The organism is Saccharopolyspora sp. NPDC002376 (genome assembly GCF_053593195.1).
The window spans coordinates 167,571-189,355 of sequence record NZ_JBSFBZ010000002.1; the positions used below are offsets into that span (position 1 = coordinate 167,571).

The 21,785-nt window shown below is 70.3% G+C and carries 19 protein-coding genes; 4 read left to right on the forward strand and 15 right to left on the reverse strand.

Annotated features, from left to right (window positions below; genetic code table 11):
- From ribH to ACWCO2_RS02550, 7 genes are all read right to left on the reverse strand, one after another.
- Positions 1-498 carry a 6,7-dimethyl-8-ribityllumazine synthase gene (gene ribH / locus ACWCO2_RS02520; RefSeq protein ID WP_450125923.1) on the reverse strand — a complete coding sequence of 166 codons (498 nt, stop codon included), beginning with the start codon at positions 496-498 and terminating at the stop codon, positions 1-3.
- Complete coding sequence (locus tag ACWCO2_RS02525; RefSeq protein WP_450125924.1) at positions 495-1,787, reverse strand: bifunctional 3,4-dihydroxy-2-butanone-4-phosphate synthase/GTP cyclohydrolase II; 1,293 nt, start codon at positions 1,785-1,787, stop codon at positions 495-497. Before ACWCO2_RS02525 ends, ribH begins: the two co-directional genes overlap by 4 nt.
- Complete coding sequence (locus ACWCO2_RS02530; protein WP_450125925.1) at positions 1,787-2,434, reverse strand: riboflavin synthase; 648 nt, start codon at positions 2,432-2,434, stop codon at positions 1,787-1,789. Before ACWCO2_RS02530 ends, ACWCO2_RS02525 begins: the two co-directional genes overlap by 1 nt.
- A 30-nt stretch (positions 2,435-2,464) precedes the next feature.
- Positions 2,465-3,487: a bifunctional diaminohydroxyphosphoribosylaminopyrimidine deaminase/5-amino-6-(5-phosphoribosylamino)uracil reductase RibD gene (gene ribD / locus ACWCO2_RS02535; protein ID WP_450125926.1), complete on the reverse strand. Its 1,023-nt coding sequence runs from the start codon at positions 3,485-3,487 to the stop codon at positions 2,465-2,467.
- A 71-nt stretch (positions 3,488-3,558) separates the two neighbouring features.
- Positions 3,559-4,239 (reverse strand): ribulose-phosphate 3-epimerase, encoded by a 681-nt coding sequence (rpe, locus tag ACWCO2_RS02540; RefSeq protein ID WP_450126012.1) that lies wholly within the window; start codon positions 4,237-4,239, stop codon positions 3,559-3,561.
- Between the two features lie 133 nt (positions 4,240-4,372).
- Complete coding sequence (locus ACWCO2_RS02545; protein ID WP_450125927.1) at positions 4,373-5,788, reverse strand: amino acid permease; 1,416 nt, start codon at positions 5,786-5,788, stop codon at positions 4,373-4,375.
- A gap of 226 nt (positions 5,789-6,014) precedes the next feature.
- Positions 6,015-6,431 (reverse strand): OsmC family protein, encoded by a 417-nt coding sequence (locus ACWCO2_RS02550; RefSeq protein WP_450125928.1) that lies wholly within the window; start codon positions 6,429-6,431, stop codon positions 6,015-6,017.
- Positions 6,432-6,536: 105 nt separating this feature from the next.
- On the opposite strand from ACWCO2_RS02550, the gene ACWCO2_RS02555 reads away from it, so the two are divergent.
- Complete coding sequence (locus tag ACWCO2_RS02555; protein WP_450125929.1) at positions 6,537-7,871, forward strand: APC family permease; 1,335 nt, start codon at positions 6,537-6,539, stop codon at positions 7,869-7,871.
- Between the two features lie 52 nt (positions 7,872-7,923).
- Here ACWCO2_RS02555 and ACWCO2_RS02560 read toward each other — a convergent pair whose 3' ends face one another.
- From ACWCO2_RS02560 to def, 4 genes are all read right to left on the reverse strand, one after another.
- On the reverse strand, positions 7,924-8,382 hold the full coding sequence (locus tag ACWCO2_RS02560; protein ID WP_450125930.1) for a nucleoside deaminase: 459 nt from the start codon (positions 8,380-8,382) through the stop codon (positions 7,924-7,926).
- A gap of 585 nt (positions 8,383-8,967) precedes the next feature.
- Positions 8,968-10,386: an RsmB/NOP family class I SAM-dependent RNA methyltransferase gene (locus ACWCO2_RS02565; RefSeq protein WP_450125931.1), complete on the reverse strand. Its 1,419-nt coding sequence runs from the start codon at positions 10,384-10,386 to the stop codon at positions 8,968-8,970.
- The gene (gene fmt / locus ACWCO2_RS02570) at positions 10,383-11,309 is read right to left on the reverse strand and encodes a methionyl-tRNA formyltransferase (RefSeq protein WP_450125932.1); all 927 of its coding nucleotides are present in this window, start codon (positions 11,307-11,309) and stop codon (positions 10,383-10,385) included. Before fmt ends, ACWCO2_RS02565 begins: the two co-directional genes overlap by 4 nt.
- Positions 11,309-11,854 (reverse strand): peptide deformylase, encoded by a 546-nt coding sequence (gene def / locus ACWCO2_RS02575; RefSeq protein ID WP_450125933.1) that lies wholly within the window; start codon positions 11,852-11,854, stop codon positions 11,309-11,311. Before def ends, fmt begins: the two co-directional genes overlap by 1 nt.
- 154 nt (positions 11,855-12,008) lie before the next feature.
- Here def and ACWCO2_RS02580 point away from each other — a divergent pair, with 154 nt between their 5' ends.
- On the forward strand, positions 12,009-12,911 hold the full coding sequence (locus ACWCO2_RS02580; protein ID WP_450125934.1) for a DUF4231 domain-containing protein: 903 nt from the start codon (positions 12,009-12,011) through the stop codon (positions 12,909-12,911).
- A 253-nt stretch (positions 12,912-13,164) separates the two neighbouring features.
- Here the strand turns inward: ACWCO2_RS02580 and ggt are convergent, their stop codons facing one another.
- On the reverse strand, positions 13,165-14,958 hold the full coding sequence (gene ggt / locus ACWCO2_RS02585; protein ID WP_450125935.1) for a gamma-glutamyltransferase: 1,794 nt from the start codon (positions 14,956-14,958) through the stop codon (positions 13,165-13,167).
- An 87-nt stretch (positions 14,959-15,045) separates the two neighbouring features.
- Positions 15,046-16,626 carry a putative glycoside hydrolase gene (locus ACWCO2_RS02590; protein ID WP_450125936.1) on the reverse strand — a complete coding sequence of 527 codons (1,581 nt, stop codon included), beginning with the start codon at positions 16,624-16,626 and terminating at the stop codon, positions 15,046-15,048.
- A 162-nt stretch (positions 16,627-16,788) separates the two neighbouring features.
- On the opposite strand from ACWCO2_RS02590, the gene ACWCO2_RS02595 reads away from it, so the two are divergent.
- Positions 16,789-17,817, forward strand: coding sequence for a polysaccharide deacetylase family protein (locus tag ACWCO2_RS02595; RefSeq protein WP_450126013.1), 1,029 nt, complete (start codon positions 16,789-16,791; stop codon positions 17,815-17,817).
- Here ACWCO2_RS02595 and ACWCO2_RS02600 read toward each other — a convergent pair.
- Together ACWCO2_RS02600 and ACWCO2_RS02605 are read right to left on the reverse strand one after the other, a co-directional pair.
- Positions 17,805-18,371 (reverse strand): GNAT family N-acetyltransferase, encoded by a 567-nt coding sequence (locus ACWCO2_RS02600; RefSeq protein ID WP_450125937.1) that lies wholly within the window; start codon positions 18,369-18,371, stop codon positions 17,805-17,807. The two genes, ACWCO2_RS02595 and ACWCO2_RS02600, sit on opposite strands and share 13 nt — an antisense overlap.
- A 129-nt stretch (positions 18,372-18,500) precedes the next feature.
- On the reverse strand, positions 18,501-20,525 hold the full coding sequence (locus ACWCO2_RS02605; RefSeq protein WP_450125938.1) for a primosomal protein N': 2,025 nt from the start codon (positions 20,523-20,525) through the stop codon (positions 18,501-18,503).
- A gap of 179 nt (positions 20,526-20,704) precedes the next feature.
- Between ACWCO2_RS02605 and ACWCO2_RS02610 the strand changes: the two genes are divergently transcribed.
- Complete coding sequence (locus ACWCO2_RS02610; protein ID WP_450125939.1) at positions 20,705-21,718, forward strand: LacI family DNA-binding transcriptional regulator; 1,014 nt, start codon at positions 20,705-20,707, stop codon at positions 21,716-21,718.
- Positions 21,719-21,785: the final 67 nt, after the last annotated feature.

A 21,785-nucleotide genomic window follows, 5' to 3' on the forward strand; every position in this document is an offset into this window, starting at 1 on the left:
TCACAAGAACCCCCGCTCGCCGTCCCAGCCCCGCAGCTCCCGCAGCACCAGCGCGGTCTCCAGAGCCGCCGCGGTGGCCTCGAAGCCCTTGTCCTCCACCGAGTCCTCGAACCCGGCTCGCGCCTCGACCTGCTCCATGGTGTCGCAGGTCAGCACGCCGTTGCCGATCGCCGTGGACTCGTCCAGCGCCACCCGGGTCAGGCCCTGGGTGACCGAGTCGCAGACGTACTCGAAGTGCGGGGTGCCGCCGCGGACGACCACGCCGAGCGCCACCACCGCGTCGTGCTGGTGCGCCAGCTGCTGGCAGACCACCGGCAGCTCGACGGAACCGGGCACTCGCACCACGGTCGGCTCGGCGATGCCCGCCTGCTCGGCCGCCGCCAACGCGCGTGAGAGCATCTGCTCCACGAACCGCTCGTGCCAGCGGATGGCCGCGATGCCCAGCCGGAGCTCGCCGGCTTTCGGCACGCTGACGCGCGGCCGCCCCTCGCCACTCATGCCGTCACTCCAGTCTCGCCGTTGATCGAGGAATCCTCGCCGTCGTCGAGATTGTCCAGCACGTGGCCCATGCGGTCGCGCTTGGTCCGCAGGTAGCGGATGTTCTCCGGGTTGGGGCGGATCGGCAGCGGCACCCGGTCCACGATCTTCAGCCCGTAGCCCTCCAGGCCGACCCGCTTGGCCGGGTTGTTGGTGAGCAGCCGCATCGACTTCACGCCCAGGTCGCACAGGATCTGCGCACCCTGCCCGTAGTCGCGGCTGTCCACCGGCATGCCCAGCTCGACGTTGGCGTCCACGGTGTCGGCGCCGTCGTCCTGCAGCTGGTAGGCCTGCAGCTTGTGGATCAGGCCGATGCCCCGGCCCTCGTGCCCGCGCATGTAGAGCACGACGCCGCGACCGGCCTCGGCGACCTTCTCCATGGCCGCGTCCAGCTGCGGGCCGCAGTCGCAGCGCAGCGAGCCGAGCACGTCACCGGTCAGGCACTCGGAGTGCACCCGCACCAGGATGTCCTCGCCGTCGCCGATCTCGCCGTAGACCAGGGCCAAGTGCTCGATGCCGTCGAGGGTGCTGTCGTAGCCGACGGTGCGGAAGTTGCCGTGCGCGGTGGGGATCCGGGCCTCGGCGACCCGCACGACCTGCTTCTCGAAGCGCCGGCGGTAGGAGATCAGGTCGGCGATGGTGATCAGCGCCAGGTCGTGCTCCTCGGCGAAGACCTCCAGCTCGTCGCGGCGGGCCATGTCGCCCTCGGACTTCTGGCTGACGATCTCGCACAGCGCACCGGCCGGACGCAGACCGGCCAGGCGGGAGAGGTCGACCGCGGCCTCGGTGTGGCCGGGGCGACGCAGCACGCCGCCGTCGCGGGCGCGCAGCGGAACCACGTGGCCGGGACGGGTGAGGTCCTTGGCCGTGGACTCCTCACCGGCCAGCACCTGCAGCGTCTTGGCGCGGTCGGAGGCCGAGATGCCGGTGGTCACGCCGTCGGCGGCGTCCACGGTGACCGTGTACGCGGTGCCCTTGCGGTCCTGGTTCCAGTAGTACATCGGCGGCAGGTCGAGGCGGTCGCAGTCCTCACCGGGCATGCCGACGCAGATGTAGCCGGAGGTGTAGCGGACCATGAACGCCACCAGCTCGGGCGTCGCCTTCTCCGCGGCGAAGATCAGATCGCCTTCGTTCTCGCGGTCCTCGTCATCGACCACCACCACCGGACGTCCGGCCGCGATGTCGGCCAACGCGCGTTCGATGCTGTCGAACTTGTTAGTGCTCACCGTGCCGCCAACCTCGGGGTTCATCACTGCGCCTCCCTGACGCCGCCATTGTCCCCCGAAGGGGCCTGCGCACCGCGGGCCTGGTGGGCCAGCTGCACCTCCGCGAGCCGTTCGAGGTGCTTGGCCAGCACATCCACCTCGATGTTCACTTCGTCACCCGGTGCGCGAAGGCCGAGCGTGGTCAGCTCCTTGGTGGTGGGGATGAGCGCGACGCTGAACGTCGACTCCCCCGCTTCGACCACGGTCAGCGAGACGCCGTCGACGGTGATCGAGCCCTTCTCCACCAGGTAGTGCGACAGCCGCTGCGGCAGATCGAAGCTGGTCAGACCGTCGGCCGAGGTGCCGCGCAGGACGGCGGTGCCGTCGACGTGGCCCTGCACGATGTGCCCGCCGAGCCGTTCCCCGAGCGCCATGGCGCGCTCCAGGTTGACCCGGTCACCGGTGGCGATGCCCTTGAGCGAGGAGCGGCGCAGCGTCTCCGCCACCACGTCGACCGTGAAGCGCCCGTCCTCGACGGTCACCACGGTCAGGCACACACCGTTGACCGCGATCGAGTCGCCGTGCTTTGCATCCGCGGTCACCACGGGACCTCGGATGGTGAGCCGACAGCCGTCGGCCAGCGGCTCGACCGCCTCGATGGTGCCGAGTTCCTCGACGATCCCGGTGAACACTGCTGCCTCCCTGCACACTGCCGGACCTGCTCAGCGCTCCTGCGGAACTGCGCTGATGCGGACGTCCGGGCCACTCATCGTCGTCTCTTCGATCTGCAATCGCCATGCCTGCGAGATGCTCGCCACTCCGGCATCGCCCAGGGCCGCTGGCCCGGCACCGAGCAGCGCCGGGGCGACATAGGCCAGCACCCGGTCCACGCAGCCGGCCTGCAAGAACGCCCCGGCCAGCCGCGGCCCACCTTCCAGCAGCACGTCGACCACGCCGCGTTCAGCCAACGAGGCGAGCGCGGCTCGGGGATCGCCGCCGGGCAGCTGGATCGTTTCGGCCGCGTCGTCGAGCACCTTCGCCGTGGGCGGGATCTCGCTGTCTCCGACCACGACCCGCAGCGGCTGCCGGTCCAGCAGCGCGCCGTCGGGAGCGCGGGCGGTCAGGTGCGGGTCGTCGGCGCGGACCGTGCCGGTGCCCGCGATGATCGCGTCCATCCGGGCGCGGATCCGGTGCACCTCGGCACGGGACTCGGCGGAACTGATCCACTTGCTGGTGCCGTCCGCAGCCGCCGAACGTCCGTCCAAAGTGGCCGCGTACTTCCAGGTCACGTGCGGCCGTCCGGTGCGGGCGAAGTGCAGCCAGGCGCGCAACGGCCCAGCTTCCACCTCGTCCTCCAACAGTCCACCGAGGACTTCAACACCCGCCGCGCGCAAGATTTCCGCGCCACCGCTGGCCAGCGGGTTAGGGTCGGAAGCGGCATGCACGACGCGCGCGACACCGGCTGCGAGCAGCGCATCGGTGCACGGCGGCGTGCGTCCGGTGTGCGAGCAGGGTTCGAGCGTGACCACGGCGGTGCTGCCCTTGGCCCGCTCCCCCGCCGCGCGCAGCGCGACGACTTCCGCGTGGGGACCGCCCGGGGGCCGGGTCGCGCCGACGCCGACGACCTCGCCGCCGACACCGAGGATCACGCAGCCGACAGGAGGGTTCGGGCTGGTGGTGCCGCGAACCTGCTCGCTGGCCGCGATCGCGGCTCGCATCGCCTGCTCTTCGCCACGAACGACCATCGACGTCCTCCCATCGGGCCTCGTGAGCGTTTCGGGTTGCTGCAGCGCCCCAAAACGCTCACGAGCCTTGGTCACTGCCGAGCGTGGGCGAAGTTCGGGGCCGCCTTGGCACGCAGCGCCTCGATCGCCTGGGCCGGGTCGTCGGCGTTGTAGACCGCCGAACCCGCCACGAAGCAGTCCACGCCGGCCTCGGCCGCCTGCTCGATGGTGTCGGCGTTGATGCCGCCGTCGATCTCCACCAGGAGCTTGAGGTGACCGGTGTCGACCAGCTTGCGCGCCTTGCGGGCCTTGTCCAGCACGTCGGCCATGAACTTCTGGCCGCCGAAGCCCGGTTCCACCGACATCACCAGCAGCGTGTCGTAGTGCTTGAGCACGTCGAGGTAGGGCTCGAGCGGGGTGCCCGGCTTGATCGACAGGCCTGCCTTGGCGCCTGCGGCGCGCAGGTTCTTGGCGATGGCGATCGGGTCCTTGGCGGCTTCGACGTGCACCGTGACGTTGTGGGAGCCGGCCTCGGCGTAGCCGATGGCCCAGCGGTCCGGGTCCTCGATCATCAGGTGGCAGTCGATCGGGATATCGGTGGCCTTCAGGATCGACTCGACCACCGGCAGCCCCAGGGTCAGGTTGGGCACGAAGTGCGCGTCCATCACGTCGACGTGGAGCCAGTCGGCACGCTTGCCGGGCTCGCCGTTCACGGCGGCGATCTCATCGGCGAGGCGGGCGAAGTCGGCGGAGAGGATGGAGGGCGCGATCATCGGCTGGTTCGACACATGCGCGAGTGTAAATCCCGCGCATTCCCCAGCTCAGATCGCCCTCACCACCCGATCGGGCGAGCGGTTCGGGATGGGCGATTTCGCAGGATTCCCCCGCGAGATCGCCCTCCGACGACTACTGCGCGCTCTCGACCTCGGGCTCGCTCCGAGCCGGTTTGCGGCGGTTGACGATGTAGTAGGCGACGCACAGGACGACGACGAACGGGACGCCGGCCTTCCAGGCGGTGTTGAACTGCTCGGTGAACGGCGTGGTCAGCAGGACCGCCGCGACGAACAGCATCGCCAGCACCGTCGTCACCGGGGCACCCGGCAGCCGGACCGGGGAGGGCGGCAGGCCCTCCTTCGCGCGGCGGCGGCGGAAGGCCAGCTGGCTGGCGAAGATCATCAACCAGGTCACCAGAGCCCCGAACAGCGCCAAGCCCAGCAGCATCGCGAACGCGCTGTCCTCGGCGAACACCGCCAGCGCCGCGGCCAGGCCCAGCCCCGCCGCGGAGAGCACCAGGGCCCGGCGCGGCACGCCGCTGCTGCCGACCTCGGCGAACCACTTCGGCGCGTAGCCGTCCATCGCCAGCGAGTGGGTCATCCGCGAGGTGATGTAGAGGTTGGTGTTCATCGCCGACAGCGCCGCGGTGAGCACCACGAAGTTCATGATCCCGGCCGCTGCGGGGATGCCCACCATGCTGAACAACCGCACGAACGGGCTCTCCGTGACCTCACCGGAGGACGACACCTCGTCCCACGGCAGGATCGAGACCACCACGAGCATGCCGAGCACGTAGAACAGCGCCAGCCGCAGCACCATGCCGCGCGCGGCGCGCGGGACGTCCCGGCCGGGGTTGCGGGACTCGGCGGCGGTCATCGACACCGCCTCGGTGCCCAGGTAGGAGAACGTGACCACGGTCAGCGCCAGCCACACCGCGCCGATGCCGTTGGGCAGGAACCCGCCGTGATCGGTCAGCGCCCCGACGCCGGCCGGCTGCTGGCCGGGCAGGCCGAAGAAGATGTAGAACACGCCCAGGCCGATGAACACCACGATGGTGACGACCTTGATCATGGCGAACCAGTACTCGAACTCGCCGAAGAACCGCACGGCCGCGAAGTTCACCGCCAGCATCATCAGCGAGAACGCCACCACCGGCATCCACAGCGGCAGCTGCGGGTACCAGAACTGCACGTAGAGCCCGGCCGCGATGACTTCGCTGCCGATGTTGACCACCTGCGCGGCCCAGTAGATCCAGCGGGACACGAACCCGGGCAGTCCGCCGAGGTAGCGCTGCACGACCGCGCCGAACCCGCCGGCCTCCGGATGCACCACGATCATCTCGGCCAGCGCGTAGGCCAGCGCCAGCGCGGCGAACGCGGCCACCGCGTAGGCGATGATCACGGCCGGTCCGGCGATGGAGATCGCCAGTCCCGAGCCGAGGAACAACCCGGTTCCGATCGCACCACCGATGGCGATCATGCCGACCTGGCGGCCGGACAGATCCCGGCGCAATCCGGACTGCCGTGCCGGTGCGGTCTCCTCTGCCACTGCGCCTCCCACTCGTCGCGCACCACTCGGTGCGCGACGAGCACCTTACGACGCCACCACCACCTCCGACGGCCACGGTTGCGCACTCGTTGCACAGCCCACCTGGCTCCGTGGGGGGTGGTCAATTTTGCGAGAAATTGACGTTCACCCGGGTGACGGTCAATTTCGCGCGAAATTGACACCACTCCGGGTGACGTTGCTGGTCGAACGGGGGTGGGTGCTGGGGTCAGTTGGGGAGGGTGAGGTCGATCGGGGTACCTTCCTCCACCGATCGGCTGACGGTGCAGTATTTGGTGATGGCGCGCTCGACGGCTTCGAGCAGCTTGGTGCGGTCGCCGTCGTCCTCGATCGCGCTGAGGTCCACGTCCAAGCCGATCTGGATGCGAGCGAACTTGTGCTTGTCCTCGGGCACCTTGGTGCGGTCGGCGTGCACGGTCAGCTCCGCGTCGTCGCCCAGCCGCCGGACCAGCAGGTTTTCGCTGGTCACCGCGGAGCACGCGGCGATCGCGGCGAGCAACAGCTCGCCGGGGGTGAACGCGTCGGGGGCGTCCTCCCGTCCGATCGCGACCTGGCCGCCGCGCGGGTTGGTCGCGAGGAAGGCGTGCTGGCCGGTCCGGGTCACTTCGACCGGAGTGGAAGACATTCGTACCACCTGACGTTCGTTGGAGTTGCCGGTCCAGCCTCGGCTGCGAGGCTTTCGCGGTCAACCATTTCGGGGACCGCGTTGTTCCAACCTGGGATCGAGGACATGACCACTACCGCGGAAGGTCTGCAGCGCCGGCTGACGCTGCGCGACCTGATCGTCTCCGGGCTGCTGTTCATCGGCCCGCTCGCCCCCGTCGGCGTCTTCGGCGTGCTGGACGCGCGCAGCGGCGGCGCGGTGGCTCTGGTGTACGTCGTGGCGACCGTCGCGATGGGGTTCACCGCGTGGTCCTACGCGCGGATGTCGGCCGCAGTGCCCCTGGCTGGGTCGGTGTTCGCCTACGCCTCCGCCGGGCTGGGACGCGCGCCGGGTTTCATCGCCGGCTGGATGATCATGCTGGACTACCTGTTCATCCCGAGCGTCGCATCGCTGTTCGTCGGCATCGCGACCAACTCGCTGGTGCCGCAGATCCCGGTGTGGCTGGCCACCGGCGTCGCGATCGCGGTGGTCACCGCGCTGAACCTGACCGGGGTCAAGGTCGCGGCGATCGTCGGCACGGTGGTGCTGGCCGTGGAGATCGTGCTGCTCCTGGTGTTCGTGGTCGCCGCGCTCGTGGTGCTGGCCGGTGAGGGCCCGGCCCGGCCGTGGCTGTCCCCGCTGACCGGGCTCGGCGAGTTCGCCCCGCTGGCGGTGCTGGGCGCGGTGTCGGTGGCGGTGCTGTCGTTCCTGGGCTTCGACGCGATCGCGTCGTTCGCCGAGGAGAACACCGGTTCGTCGCGCCAGGTCGGCCGAGCGCTGCTGTTCTGCCTGGCGTTGAGCGGGGTCCTGTTCTTCGTCCAGACCTACCTGGCGTCGCTGCTGAACCCGCTGACCCCGCAGGAGTTGGCGGCGGACCCGAGCGCGCAGGACTCGGCGTTCTACGACATGCTCCGGGCCGCGTTGGGCGGCTGGCTGGCGGTGGCCGTCACGTCGGTGAAGGCGATCGCCCCGGCGTTCTCGGCGATGATCGCGCAGGCGGCGGTGAGCCGACTCCTGTTCGGCATGGCCCGCGACGGCCAACTGCCCGCAGCACTCGCCCGGATCGACCGCCGGAGCCACGTCCCGCGCAACGCGACCCTGCTGGCGGCAGTGGTAACGCTGCTGGTGTCGGTGTGGGCGGCCTCAGCCGAGAACGGCCTGGAGGTCCTGTCGTCGATGGTGACGGTCGGCGCGCTGACCGCGTTCGTCCTGCTGCACGCCTCTGTGATCGGCTACTTCGCCGTCCCCGGCCGGGAACGGCGAGCGTCCACAGTGGTCATCCCGGTGATCGGCGGTCTGATCTCGATGGTCGTACTGGTCACAGCCAGCCACCTAGCGCTGGTGGTAGCGGCGACCTGGCTGGTGATCGGCCTGCTGGTCTACTTCCTCCGCCGCCGAACCACGACCCCGGCCAACGACTGACCGGCAGTCCTAGCCCGGCCGATCTGGGCGGTACGGGACAGACCTTTCGGCGTCAGTCCGCGTCTTCGCCGATGTCCTCGTACCAGAGCTCGGGGTGTGCCGAGATGAAGTCGGCCATCATCCGGGTGCAGTCCGGGTCGTCGAGGAGCACGACCTCGACGCCGTGCTCGGCGAGCCAGTCGTGGCCCCCGTGGAAGTTCCGCGCCTCTCCGATCACGACGCGGCTGATACCGAACTGCCGCACCAATCCGCTGCAGTACCAACACGGCGAAAGCGTGGTCACCATCGTGGTCCCGGCGTAGGAGCGCTGCCGCCCGGCGTTCCGGAAGGCCGCGGTTTCACCGTGCACCGAAGGATCGTCGTCCTGCACACGTCGGTTGTGCCCCTTGCCGAGCACCTCTCCGTCGCGACCGATCAACGCCGCACCGATGGGAATCCCGCCCTCGGCCAACCCGGCCTCGGCTTCGCCCACCGCAACGGCCAACCACTGCTGGAAGTCCACTTCAGACACTGCGCACCTCTCAAGCCCGAAACCCGGCGCGCGCAGAGCCGCCCGCGCGGCCACCGGGACCACAGTTTCAATTGAAACTGTAATCTCCACCCACGGAGAATCACAGTTTCAATTGAAACTGTGATTCCAGCCGACGCACGTCCCCGGCACTGCGCACCCGACACCACGCCGGGACCGGATCCGGGGTGACCGGCGCCCGTCGGCGTGTCGGAGTCCCGACACACCGACGGATGTGGACAACTCCCCCGGGCTGTGGAGTTCTTCCACACTTTCAACGGAAATCAGACGTCCAATTTCCATTGAGCCCTTTTCATCCTGTCCGGCTGGTGACCGCGAAGCACGACCGACACCGCGCGACGAAGGTCGCATGCGCCGCAGGCGCATAGCCCACCCCCGCAACCGGCACCACCGCGGGTTCTCAGACGCCGCCTGGCGAGGACAGCCCGTTCGCCGTGTATTGGCATACACAAAAACGGGATCCCGCAGCCAGGCGGCGTCTGAGGTTCCGCCACCCGCACCGCCACGCAAAACGAGCCTGGAAAAACCTCATTGAAAGTGCGTGGAGCCCGGGACGGAGGCGTCTTATCAGGCCGGAACCTGGAGGAGGGCGCAGAACATGGCGTCGGTGCCGTGGCGGTGGGGCCAGAGCTGGACCGACGGGCCTTCGCCCAGGTCCGGGACGTCCGGGAAGTACGGGCGGGCGTCGAGCTGGGTCACACCGGTGCGGCGGATCGCGTCGGCGACCACTCCCTCGGTTTCCGGCAGGTGCGGCGAGCACACCACGTAGGCCACCAGACCGCCGGGACGGGTCAGGCTGATCGCCGAGAGCAGCAGTTCCCGCTGCAACTTCGTCAGGTCGCCGACGTCCGAGGGCTTGCGCCGCCAGCGCGCCTCGGGACGTCGCCGCAGTGCGCCCAACCCGGTGCACGGCGCGTCGACCAGCACGCGGTCGAAGCCCGGCTCCAGGCCCGAGTCGCGGCCGTCGCCGACGTGCACGTTCACCGACAGCCCCTCGGTCGCCTGCCGGATCAGGTCCGCGCGGTGCGGGGCCTGTTCGACCGCGTCGAGCGTGCCGCCGTCCATGGTGATCAGGGAACCGAGCAGGTTCGCCTTGCCGCCCGGGCCTGCGCACAGGTCGAGCCAGCGCAGGTCAGGGCCGGTCAGCTCCGGCCGGGTCAGCGCGAGCGCGACCAGCTGGCTGCCCTCGTCCTGCACCGCCGCGAAGCCTTCACGCACCGGTTCCAGGTCGCCCGGATCGCCCGCGCCCGCCTCGAGCCGCACTCCGTACGGCGAGTACGGCGCCGGGTCGCCGCCGGTGATCGCGGCGAGCTCGTCGGCGCTGATCTCGCCCGGTCGAGCGGTGAGATGCACCGCCGGTCGGGCGTCGTCGGCGGCCAGCGCCGCTTCCAGCTCGTCGACACCGAGCGCATCGGCGAAGGCCTGCGCGATCCACTTCGGGTGCGCGTAACGCATCGCGAGGTAGCCGACTGGGTCTTCGGAGCGCGCCGGGGCCAACTTGTCGACCCAGCCCTGCTCGTCCAGCTCAGTAGCACTGCGCAGCACCGCATTGGCGAAACCAGCCAGCTTCGAACCGGATTCGTACCTCACGATGTCCACAGTGGACGCCACGGCGGCGTGTGCCGGGATGCGGGTGCGCAGCAGCTGGTAGACGCCGACGCGCAGCGCATCGAGCAGCTTCGGGTCCATTTCGGACAGCGGCCGGTTGCTGCAGTCGTCGATCACTGCGTCCAGCAGGCCCTGCGCCCGGCACGCCCCGTAGGTCAGCTCGGTGGCGAGCGCGGCGTCGCGGCCGGTGATCCGGCGCTGCTTGAGCAGTGGCGGCAGCGCAAGGTTGGCGTAGGCGTCGCGTTCCCGGACCGCCCGCAGCGTTTCGACCGCGGCCAGGCGCACCGGGTCGACCTCCACCGGTCGCGGCGGGCCGGACTTGCGTCGCGGCGGGTGGGCCTTTGCCGGCCGGGACGGCCGACGGCGGCGTTCGTTCACTTGAGCCGTTCTCCTTGCTCGATGCGTGTTCCGCGGGCCCAGTCGGTGGCCGCCATCCGCTTCTTGCCCGCCGCCTGCACCTCGCCCAGCGCGACGGCCGAGGTTCCGGTGCCGACCAGCACGCGGCGCTTCTCCACCCGGATCTCGCCCGGCGGTAGTTCTTGATCGTCCACGATGGACACCGGGCCGAGCTTGAACCGCTCGTCGCCCAGCAGCGCCCAAGCCCCGGGATCGGGCGTGACCGCCCGGACCAGCCGGTCCACTGCGGTCGCGGGCGCGGTGAAGTCCACCTTCGCGTCCTCGACGTTGACCTTCGGCGCGTAGCTGAGACCGTCGGCGGGCTGTTCCTCCGCCCGCAGCGTGCCGTCCTCGACGCCGTCGAGGGTCGCCGCCAGCAGTCCGGCGCCGGACACCGCCAACCGGTCCAGCAGTTCACCGGAGGTGTCGATCGGGCGCACCTGCTCGGTCACCACGCCGAAGACGGGTCCGGCGTCCAGCTCCCGAACGATGCGGAAGGTGCTGGCGCCGGTGATCTCGTCGCCGTGCCGGATCGCGGCCTGCACCGGAGCGGCGCCGCGCCACGCGGGCAGCAGCGAGAAGTGCAGGTTGATCCACCCGAACTTCGGGATGGCCAGCGCCTCCTCCTTCAGCAGCGCGCCGTAGGCCACAACCGGGCAGCAGTCGGGTTCGAGTTCCCGCAGTCGCGCCAGGAAGTCCGGCTCCGATGCGCGAGCGGGCGTGAGCACTTCGATGCCGTGCTCGTCGGCGAGCGCACCGACAGGCGACCGCACCAGCTTGCGACCGCGCCCGGCGGGCGCGTCCGGGCGGGTGACCACGGCGACGACCTCGTGCCGGTCGGATTCCAGCAAGGCGTGCAGCGCCGGGACGGCGGGCGCGGGGGTTCCAGCGAAGACCACTCGCATCAGCGGCCTCCGAACAGGGGGTGCGGGCTTTCCTTGATCATCGGGACGTCGCCGTTGAACCACTCCGCGCGGCGGATCTCGCGCAGCGCTTCCTTGCGGGTCTGCTCGTCGAGCCGGTCGACGAACAGCACGCCGTCCAGGTGATCGGATTCGTGCTGGATGCAGCGCGCCAGCAGGTCGGTGCCCTCCACCTCGACCGGCTCGCCATGCATGTTCCAGCCGCGCGCCACCACGTGCTTGGCGCGCACGCACTCCCAGAACATCTCGGGGATGGACAGGCACCCCTCCGGACCGAACTGCTCGTCGCCACCGACCGCCGTCCAGGTGGGGTTGATCAGGTGCCCGGCGAAGCCGTCGCAGTGGTAGGTGAACACCCGCAGACCGACACCCAGCTGCGGCGCCGCCAGTCCGGCACCGCCCTGCGACTCCATGGTGTCCCACAGGTCCTGCACGAGGGTGCGCAGCTCCTTGTCGAAGTCGACCACCTCGTCGGCCCTGGTGCGCAGCACTGGGTCGCCGAAGAGTCTGATCGGCTGGACGGTCACATGGGCCCCCTGGGAGATCGGCGGTGGTGGTTGGCGACCCGACGAGTCTAGTCGTCGGCCGTGCTGGGCCGCGTGGTGGCAGTTGTGCCGAATCGGCCGATTCGGCTCACCCGACGGACGCGATTCACTGGGGGTCCCGAGTCACGGAGTGGCCATGTCGAGCACCGAACAGCTGCAAGCACTGACCCCCGCCGACTACCCGGGCTTGTTCCAGGCGGCAGACGCCGCCGCAGCCCGTCAACGGCACACCTACCTCCGAGCCGCGCGATCCCGGTTGGCACTGATCGTGGCGGCGGCCGCGTTCGCCACGATGACCTTGCCCCTCGGCGACACCGACCTGTTCGCGGTGGGCGCAGCGCTGGCGTTCATCGGAGTGCTGGTGGTGGAGCTGGCCGTGGTCAGCACTCGCCCGGACCGGCTCTGGGCGGAGAGCCGCACCCTCGCGACGTCGGCCAAGACGCTGGCCTGGCGCTACGCCGTGGGCGCGGCACCGTTCCCGACCGGCTCCGCGGGAGCCGACGAGCAGTTCGCCGAACGCCTGCGCGCCCTGCAGCAGGAACTCCCCGACGTTCCGCTGTCGCAGCACACCGCCGAAACGATCACCGAGCGGATGCGGGCGCTGCGCTCCGCGTCGCTGGCCGAGCGCAAGGAGGCGTACCTGATCGGCCGGATGCTCGACCAGCAGGACTGGTACGAGACCCGCGCGCTGCACCATCAGCAGCAAGCCCGGTTCTTTCGCACCGCGATGCTGGTGGTGGAGGTGCTGGGCATGGCCGGAGCGATGAGCGAGGCCCTCGGCATCACCGGGCTGACCAAGGCCGGAGCCGCGGCGGCAGCAGTGGCGGCGGCCACGGTCGCCGCGCTCGCGGCGTGGGGCGCGACCCGCCGGCACGCAGCGAAGGCCGCGGCCTACCGCCGGGTCACCCGCGAACTGGGCGCGATCCGGGACAGCCTGGACACCGACCTCGACGAACAGCGGTGGTCGGCAGCGGTCACCGACGCGGAAGCGGCGATCACCCGAGAGCACGCCACCTGGCAAGCCACCCGAACGACCTGACCCCTATCAGGGTTCCGCCTGTGTGCGGGCGGGTGCCAATTTCGCGCGAAATTGACACATGCGGGGGTGACACTCGCCGTAGCGCCGCGTAATCACGGCGCCGCGTTTTCGCAGGTGGCGCCAATTTCGCGCGAAATTGACCATCACCCGGGTGAACGTCAATTTCTCGCGAAATTGACCGCCCCCAGGGTGACGCGCAACGACGGAGGGCTCCGTTCGCCGTGGTGGCGAGCGGAGCCCTCCGGTGTTTGAGTCAGCGGGTTGGGATCACGACCGCTGCCGAGCCGCCACCTCGGCGTTCGCGCTCGGCCGCGGCGATCCAGCGGCCGTCCGGTAGGCGCTCCACTCCGGTCGCCGCACCGATCTCGGCGACCTGCTTGAACTCGTGGCCGATGGCCTTCAGCTTCTCCGCCTCCGGCTGCGCGAGGAAGGCCGGTTCCGCCTCGGTCTGCTTGCCGTTGCGCTCGGACGCGCGGGGTTCGGCGATGGCGTCGACCAGGGACATGCCGCGGTCCAGGCGCCCGGTGAGGCTCTGCAGCACGGTGGTGATGATCGTCGCGCCGCCGGGGCTGCCGACCGCCAGGTACGGCTGGCCGTCCTTGAGCACGATCGTCGGGCTCATCGAGCTGCGCGGCCGCTTGCTCGGACCCGGCAGGTTCGGGTCCGGCTCACCCGGCGTGACCGGGGTGAAGCTGAAGTCGGTCAGCTCGTTGTTGAGCAGGAAACCGCGCCCCGGCACCACGATGCCGCTGCCGCCGGTCTGCTCGATGGTGAGCGTGTAGGAGACGACGTTGCCCTCCGCGTCGGCGACCGTCAGGTGCGTGGTGTTCGGGCCCTCGTACGGCTCGACGCCGTCTGTGGTGCGGGCCTGGCAGTCCTGCGGCTGGTTCGGGTCGGCCGCCTTCACCGGAGTCGGCAGCACCGCGTCGTCGCTGATCAGGCAGGCGCGGGAGTCCGCGAACTCCTGGTCGAGCAGCGCCTCGGTGGGCACCTCGCTGAACTTCGGGTCGCCGACCCAGCGGTTGCGGTCCGCGAAGCCGATCTTGCTGGCTTCCAGGTACCGGTGCAGGTACTCGGTCTTGTCGGCCGCGGAGAGGTCGCTGCTCTCGAGGATGTTGAGCGCCTCGCCGACGGTCGTGCCGCCCGAGCTGCCCGGCGCCATGCTGTACACGTCGAGGCCGCGGTAGGACACGTGCGTCGGGTCCTGCTCGATCGTGCCGTAGGCGCTCAGGTCCTCGGCGGTCATGTCGCCGGAGCGGACCTTGAGGTTCGCGGCCGGGTCGACCGGCGGCTGGTTGACGGTCCGGACCACGTCCGCGCCGATCTCACCGTTGTAGAGCACGTCCGCGCCGCGCTTGCCCAGCTCGCGGTAGGTCTTGGCGAGGTCGGGGTTGCGCAGCACGCTGCCGACCTCGGGCACCTTCCCGCCCGGCATGAACAGGTCGCGGGTGGCCGGGAACGCGCGGAAGCGCTCCTCGTTGTCCGCGGTCTGCTTGCGGAAGGTCTCGTCGACGACGAAGCCCTTGTCGGCCAGCTGCTCGGCCGGACGCAGCACTTCGGCGAGGTCCTTGCGACCCCACTTCTCGAGCGCGTTCTGCCAGGTCATCGGGGTGCCGGGCACGCCAACGCCGAGGCCGCTGGTGACCGCCTGGCTGAACGGGATCGGCTTGCCGTCCTCCAGGAACAGGTTCTCGTCGGCGCTGGCCGGCGCAGTCTCGCGGCCGTCGATCGTCTCGACCTCGCCGGTCTTGGCGTCGTAGTGCACGAAGTACCCGCCGCCACCGAATCCCGCGGAGTACGGCTCGGTGACGCCGAGTGCAGCAGCGACGGCAACAGCGGCGTCGGCGGCGTTGCCACCGCGGCGGAGCACGTCGATGCCTGCCTGGGTCGCGTTCGGGTCGACGCTGGACACAGCGCCGCCGTAGCCGACCGCTTCAGCCTGTTTCGGTGGTTCCGGCGGACCGCCGGGGGCCGCTTGCGCCATCGGTGCGATCAGAGCACCGGACGCGAGCACAGCGAGGGTGAGCCGGGCAGGCCTCGCGGGCATTGCAACCTCCAAGATCGATAACCCGCTAACAATGCACATCGAACCCCTCGGATGACAACACCGATTCTTCTCGCCAGCAGCGAACGCTCAACGTGGTGCCACCAAAGCTTCTCCGTGGTATCGGCAGTTGGGCGCCCAGAGCAGGAACGAGGTCATGCCGTTGTCGCGGGCGGCGTTGATCTGCGCGCCCACCTCCGCCGGCCCGTAGCTCACGCCGAGGCTGAAGTCCTGCAGCCACGGGATGATCTGCACATCCGTTCCCTCGACCGCTTTGGCGAACTTGGCCAGCGAGCGCACCACGATGTCGTAGGGCTGGGCGTTGGGGTTGGCCACGTCGAACTCTCCGGCCGCCCAGTGCGACGGGTAGACCATCGGCGAGATGTAGTCGACGTACTGGGAGATCTGGCGGATGTCCTGGGCGATCTCGGTCGGGCGGTTCACCGAGATGCCGAACACCGAAGCGCCGAGCAGCGCCCCGCGCGAGCGGACCTCGAGTTGGGTCTGGCGCAGGAAGTCCGCGATCGCCGCTTCCGGCGTGGTGCTCAGCCCCGGGATGCGCATCTGGTCGAAGTGACCGTCGGGTCGGCGCACGTAGTCGTAGAGGATGTCGTCGAAGCCCAGACCAGCGGCTTCGGCGGCGATGTCGATGTTGTAGCGGACCACGGTCGGATCGGCGAAGTTGGTGAACGCGTAGCCGCCGTAACCACCGCTCCAGGGCTGGCCACCGGCGGTTTGCACGACCCGCTCCGGGTGCCCGCCGTTCCAGGACGCCGCGCCCAGCACCGGGTCCTTGAACGCGACCAGCCGGCCGACCACCCGCACACCCATGCCGTGCAGCTGGTCGAGCACCTGGCGGGCGTTGTAGTAGCCCTTGACCGCGCCGATCTGCTGCGCCATCGGGACCGCGGAGTCGTAGACCACTTCCCCGCTCTCGTCCTTGATGTCGAGCTCGATGGTGTCGATCTGCCCCCGTCGTACCAGGTCCAGGACCGGTTCGCGCAGCGAGTCGCTGGTCCAGGCCAGCCCGGTCAGGTGCACCGCACGCATCCCTGGGTGTCTGATGTGGACGGTCAGGGCCCGCTCGGTGCGGTTGCCCGCGGCGTCGGTGGCCACGACCGGCACCTCGCGGTCCGGCCGCTCGACGACCGCGCTGAACCCTCCTTGCGGGCCTGGTACCACGGGTTTTCCGGCGACCAGGACTTCGGCGGCGCCTTGCGCGGTTCCCGCGACGGTGACCGGCGTGTTCGGCTCGTCGGCTCGCAGCGAGTCCTCGACCTGGAGCGCAGGCGGCGTGTTGTCCACTGTGAACTCGCGGCTGGTGGTGGACGACCCGATCCAGCCTGGCACCTCCACGCGCAGTTCGTGGTTCCCATCGGCCAGCGCGACCTTCGACACCTGGTAGACGCCTTCCGCGCGGCTCGCGGGCACCTCGCGGCCGTCCAGCAGCACTCGCACGTCGTCGGCATCCGAGCGGATCTGAATCGCGCCCACGGCGTTAGACGTGATCGGGCTATCAGGTAACCCGCCGATTTCAACGTCCTCTGTGGACATCATTCGAGCGAACAGCACGCCGATCAGCAGGACCAGCGCGGCGCCCACTCCGACCACGACAAATCTGGGAATCTCGGCCAGCATCGCCCGCGCGCGGGCGGTTGCGGCATCCGTCATCGCTTTCGCCTCCCCGACTAGGCGAACTCGCGCGGCTGCACGAAACTCGTGCTCGTTCAAGCGGAATTCCTTCCACCACCCTCCCAGCCGGGGCGCGGCAGATCAATTAACCACTTGGAGTATCCCCAAGCCGCGACACCGGAACCTACGGTTGATGACGTGCTGCCAGCTGTGCGCGCCGGACGCGCCGTCGCCGCGGTGACGGCGGTGCTACTCGCGGCCTCGAGCGGCTGCAGCACCCCTCCACCACCGCCGCCGCTCCAGATGGCCGAGCTCCCGCCACCTCCGCCACCTCCGCCCCCGCCGACGCCGGAGTCGGTGGGCGCCAACGAGCTGGGCGACGTCCCAGTGCTGATGTACCACCGGATCACCACCACTCCGACCAGCGTTTACGACCGGACGCCGGAGGACTTCCGGGCAGAGCTGGAACGGCTGGCGGCCGAGAACTACGTCCCGGTGACCGCCACCGAGCACGCCACCGGGCAGTTCGACATCCCGGCCGGCACGCATCCGGTGGTGCTCACCTTCGACGACGGATCGGCCAGTCAGTTCACATTGGACGGCTCGGGCGAGCCGGCTCCGGGCACGGCGATCCGCATCCTGCTCGACGTGGCGGCCGCGCATCCGGGATTCCGCGCGGTGGCGACCTGCTACGTCTTCAACCCGCCGTTCGAGGAACCCACCGGTCGGCGCAGCCTCACCTGGTTGCACCAGCACGGTTTCGAGATCGGCAACCACACCCTCGACCACCCGAACCTCGGCCGGATCTCAAGTACCGAAGCTCAGCGGCAGATCGCCGGCATGCAGCGGATCATCACCGACGCCGTGCCGGACGTGCAGGTCCGGTCGATCGCGCTGCCGCTGGGCGTGCACCCGGACGACGAGCGGCTGGCGGCCGACGGTTCGGCGGACGGGACGACCTACCACCACGACAGCGTCCTGCTGGTTGGTTCCAACCCGGCGCATTCGCCCTGGTCAGCGGACTTCGACCCGGCCAACGTGCCGCGCATCCGCTCCCAAGCGGCGAACGGCGAGGACGCTCAGTTCGGCTCCACGGCCTGGCTGGACAAGCTGGCCGCCGACCCGGCCCGCCGCTACACCTCCGACGGCGACCCGAACCGGATCTCGGCCCCTGCCAGCTACCACGCGCAGCCCGCGGCAGCGGTGGCCGAACGCGTCTACCGGTACTGAGCCAGCCACTCGTCGCGAGTCATCTCGTATTCGACGTCGCCGTGCTCGGACCCGTCGATCGGTGGGCCCGGCCAATCCTTGAAGAACGTCCGCACGTACCGCATCCCGGCTTTCTTCATCACCCCCCGCGAACCATGGTTGATGGTCATCGCCTGCGCGAAGATCCGTCGCAATCCGAAGTCGCTGAACCCCTTGCGGAGCAACGCGATCGAGCCCTCGGTGGCGTACCCCTTGCCCCAGGAGAACTGGTGGAACCGGTACCCGAGCTCGGCCTCGTCGCGCGGCCCGTCGTCCTCCGGATGGAGCATGAACACCCCGACGAACCGACCGGTTTCCCGCTCCATCACGGCCCATTTGCCGAGCCCGCCGAACTTCTCGTAGTAGGAGAGGTACCTGGGCAGCAACTCCTCGGCGACCTCGGTCGGTGTCGGTGCCGGGCCGCCGAAGATGTACCGCATCACGCTCGGATCGCCGTTGAGCTCCACGAGCAGGTCGACGTCGTCAGGGCCGAACTTCCGCAGGACCAGCCGGTCGGTCTCCAAGAAAGCGTCCACCTGCCCGATTCCACCAGCGCACCGGGCTGGCGGGCAACTGATTTTGGCTTTCCTGTTCTCGGGGTGTTGCGGTGGTACAGCGCGGGTGCGCGTGTGGAGGTGGGTGCTGGATCGCGCCGGTGTGTCTGGCTAGAGCATTTCCAGGGGGTCGAGGCGTACTTGGAGTTCTGCTGCCTTGCGGGCTGCTCTGATGGCTTGGGCTGCGTGGAGGGAGCTCGCCAGGGCTCGGCCTTCGGTTCGGTCTACTCGGACGATCAGGCGTTCTCGCTCGGAGTTGCCGTCCTCGTCCACCTCGCCGAGCGGTACCGGGCCGAGGATTTCCGCCGTGCTCGGCAGGTCCGCCGAGTCGAGGAGCGCTTCGATGGCGTCCGGGGTTCCGTCGACGGCCGCGACCCGCCGCGCCGGGGGGAAGCCGAGTTCGGTGCGCTCGGCGAGTTCCAGCGAAGCGAACCAGGACGGGTCCCAGCGCACCAGGGCCTGGACCGGTTGCAGCGACGAGTCGGCCATGACGACCACCCGGCCGCCGTCCCTGGCCGGGCGCACCAGCGCGGCCGCGTCGAACCACAAGCGCAGCGTCGTCTCAGCCGCGCGCAGCTCCGGCCGGGCCAGCAGCGTCCGGCCGTCCAGCAGCAGCGCCGCGCCGTAGCCGCCTTCGGCCACTGGCTCGGCCCCGGGCGTGCACACGACCAACGCGGGCTTGGCCGGGACCGTCGCGAGCACCTCGCCCGCCCCGGAGGTCCGCACCGTCACGTTGCTGAACGCGCGCCCCATCTCCTCCGCGGTCCGACCAGCACCGACGGCGATCGCGCGCAGCCGCCGCGAGCCGCAGTTCGCGCACTTGAACGCCGCTTCCGCGGCTCCGCACCAGCTGCACGCCGCGGGCTTCGGCACGCCGCCTTCGCTGCCTCCCGGCAGCGCCAGCGGCCCGGCGCAGCGCCGGCACCGCGCCCGCTCGCGGCAGTCGCCGCACGCGAGCGCCGGCACGTAGCCGCGCCGCGGCACTTGCACCAGCACCGGCGCTCCCGCGCCTAGCGCGGCTCGCGCCGCTTCGAAGGCCACTGACGGCAGTCGCGCTGCGCGCGCCGCCGGGTCGCGGGCCAGCTGGGTGTCGTCCTCGCCGATGGCGGTCACTCGCGGCGCTGCCGCTCGCACTTCGGTGCGGTGCGCGACGAGTTCGTGCGCCCAGCCGGATTCGGTGAGCAGTGCGGCTTCCGCGGTGCGGGCGAAGCCGCCGACCATCAGCGCCGCGCCTGCCGCGTGCGCGCGTTGGGTGAGCACGTCCCGGGTGTGCGGGTAGGGCGTTTGGGGGTAGCTGTGCAGGTCATCGCCGTCGTCCCACACCGCGGCGAAGCCCAGGTCGTGCACCGGCGCGAACATCGCCGCGCGCGTTCCCACCACCACTCGCGCCGCGCCGCGCAGAACCGACAGCCAGCGCCGGTAGCGCTCGGCGGGGGCGATTTCGGCGGCGAGAGCGACGACGTCGTCGCCGAGCAGGGCGGTGCAGGCGTCTTGCACTCGCTGCAGGTCGCGGTGGTCCGGGACGACGATCAGCGCACCGCGTCCGGCGGATGCGGCGGTCGCGGCGGCTTCGGCGAGGCGGGCGGGCCAGTCCTCCCCGGGCAGCGCCTGCCAGACCGCTCGGGCCGAACGGCCAGCATGCACAGCGTCCAAAAAGGACTGTCCGTGCTGGTAACGAGCCCAGCTCCCGGCCTCCGGGCGCGGCGGAGTCGGGCCGGGTTCGCTCGGGGCCTTCTTCTCCGCTCCGGCGTGCCGCGGTGGGATGGCCAGGCGCACCACGTCGGTGAGCATGCCTCCGTAGCGGGTGGCCACGGCTCGAGCCATCTCCAGCAGTTCCGGGGTCAGCACCGGCTCGGCCGAGGACACCCGCTCGACCCAGGACAGGGTGCCCTTGAAGTCGGTGGTCTCGTTGCGCTCCAGCAGGTAGCCGTCGACCAGCTTGCCGCGGAAGCGCACCCGCACCCGGCAGCCGGGCACCGCGTCGGCGTCGAGCCGGTCGGGCACCTGGTAGTCGAACGGCCGGTCCAGGTGCACGGGCAGCGGGACGTCGACCAGCACGCGGGCCACCGGTCGGTGTTCCGCAGCGGTCCGCTCCTCCGTCGCCCCCTTCCGCTTCCGGGGTGTTGCACCTGCCATGCCTCTTCTCTACCAGAAGCCCCGGACCAGGCCGTCAACAGCACATCAGGGCATGCGGGCGGCATGTCAGGACACCCACCCGGCCATCCCCACCTGGGCAAATCCAGTGACCGTGGAGCCTGGTCGTGAGGGGTTGGGGCGTAATAACCTGAGCGGCGGTTCGAAGGTGAGGAGATGCGATGGCGGGACCGATCCGGCCGACGATCGCCGACGTCGCGCGGGCGGCCGGGGTGTCGCGCACGACGGTGTCGCACGCGCTCAACGGGATCGGCAAGGTCGATCCGCGGACGCGGGAGCGGGTGGCCCGGGCCGCCGCCGAGCTCGGCTACCGCCCGAGCTTGCGCGCGCAGCGATTGCGCAGCGGCCAGTCGCGGACCATCGGCCTGGTGTCGTCGATGCCGGTCGCGGTGGGCGGCGGCCCGTCCAAGCTCGGCTTCTTCATGGAGGTCGCCGCCGCGGCGGCCGAGACCGCGCTGCTGCACGGGTTCGCGCTGGTGGTGGTGCCGCCACTGGACTCCTCCGACCCGCCGCTGGACTCGCTGGACATCGACGGCGCGATCGTGATCGAGCCGGACCAGGACGACCCGACGACCAAGCGCCTGCAGTCCCGCGGGGTGCCGATCGTGACCATGGGTCCGCAGCAGGGCATGGACCTGCCGCACGTCGACCTGCGCGCACCGCAGGTCGGCCGCCTGCTGCTGGACCACCTGCGCGAGCAGGGCGCGGACCGGATCGCCCTGCTCATGGGCAGCGGGCACCGCAGCTGGTACGTGGACCTGGCGGAGGTCTACGCGGAATTCGCCCGGGAGCACGACATGCCTTCGCTGGTCGTCGAGGCCGACGAGTCGGGCGGCGAGGACGCCGGGCAGGCCGCGTGCGAGGAGCTGCTGGCGCAGCACCCCGATGTCGACGCGATCTGCGCGGCGGTGGACGCCTTCGCCATCGGCGCAGTGCGCGCAGCGGCGGTGCGCGGGCTCAACATCCCAGGTGACGTGCAGGTAGCCACCCGCTACGACGGCGTCCGAGCCCGCACCAGCACCCCGACCTTGACCGCGGTGGACCTGCACCTGGCTCAAGCGGCGGCGAGCGCGGTCGAGCTCCTGCTGGCGAACCTGAAGGGCACGGAGGTCCCCCAGGTCGTGAGCAACCCCGACCCGTGCCTGGTCCCCCGCGACTCCACCCGCACCCGCTGACCCGTGAGCACTTTGTGTTGCTGTAGGACTCTGTTGCGTAATTTTGGGCCTGGTCAGTAGGGTGTTG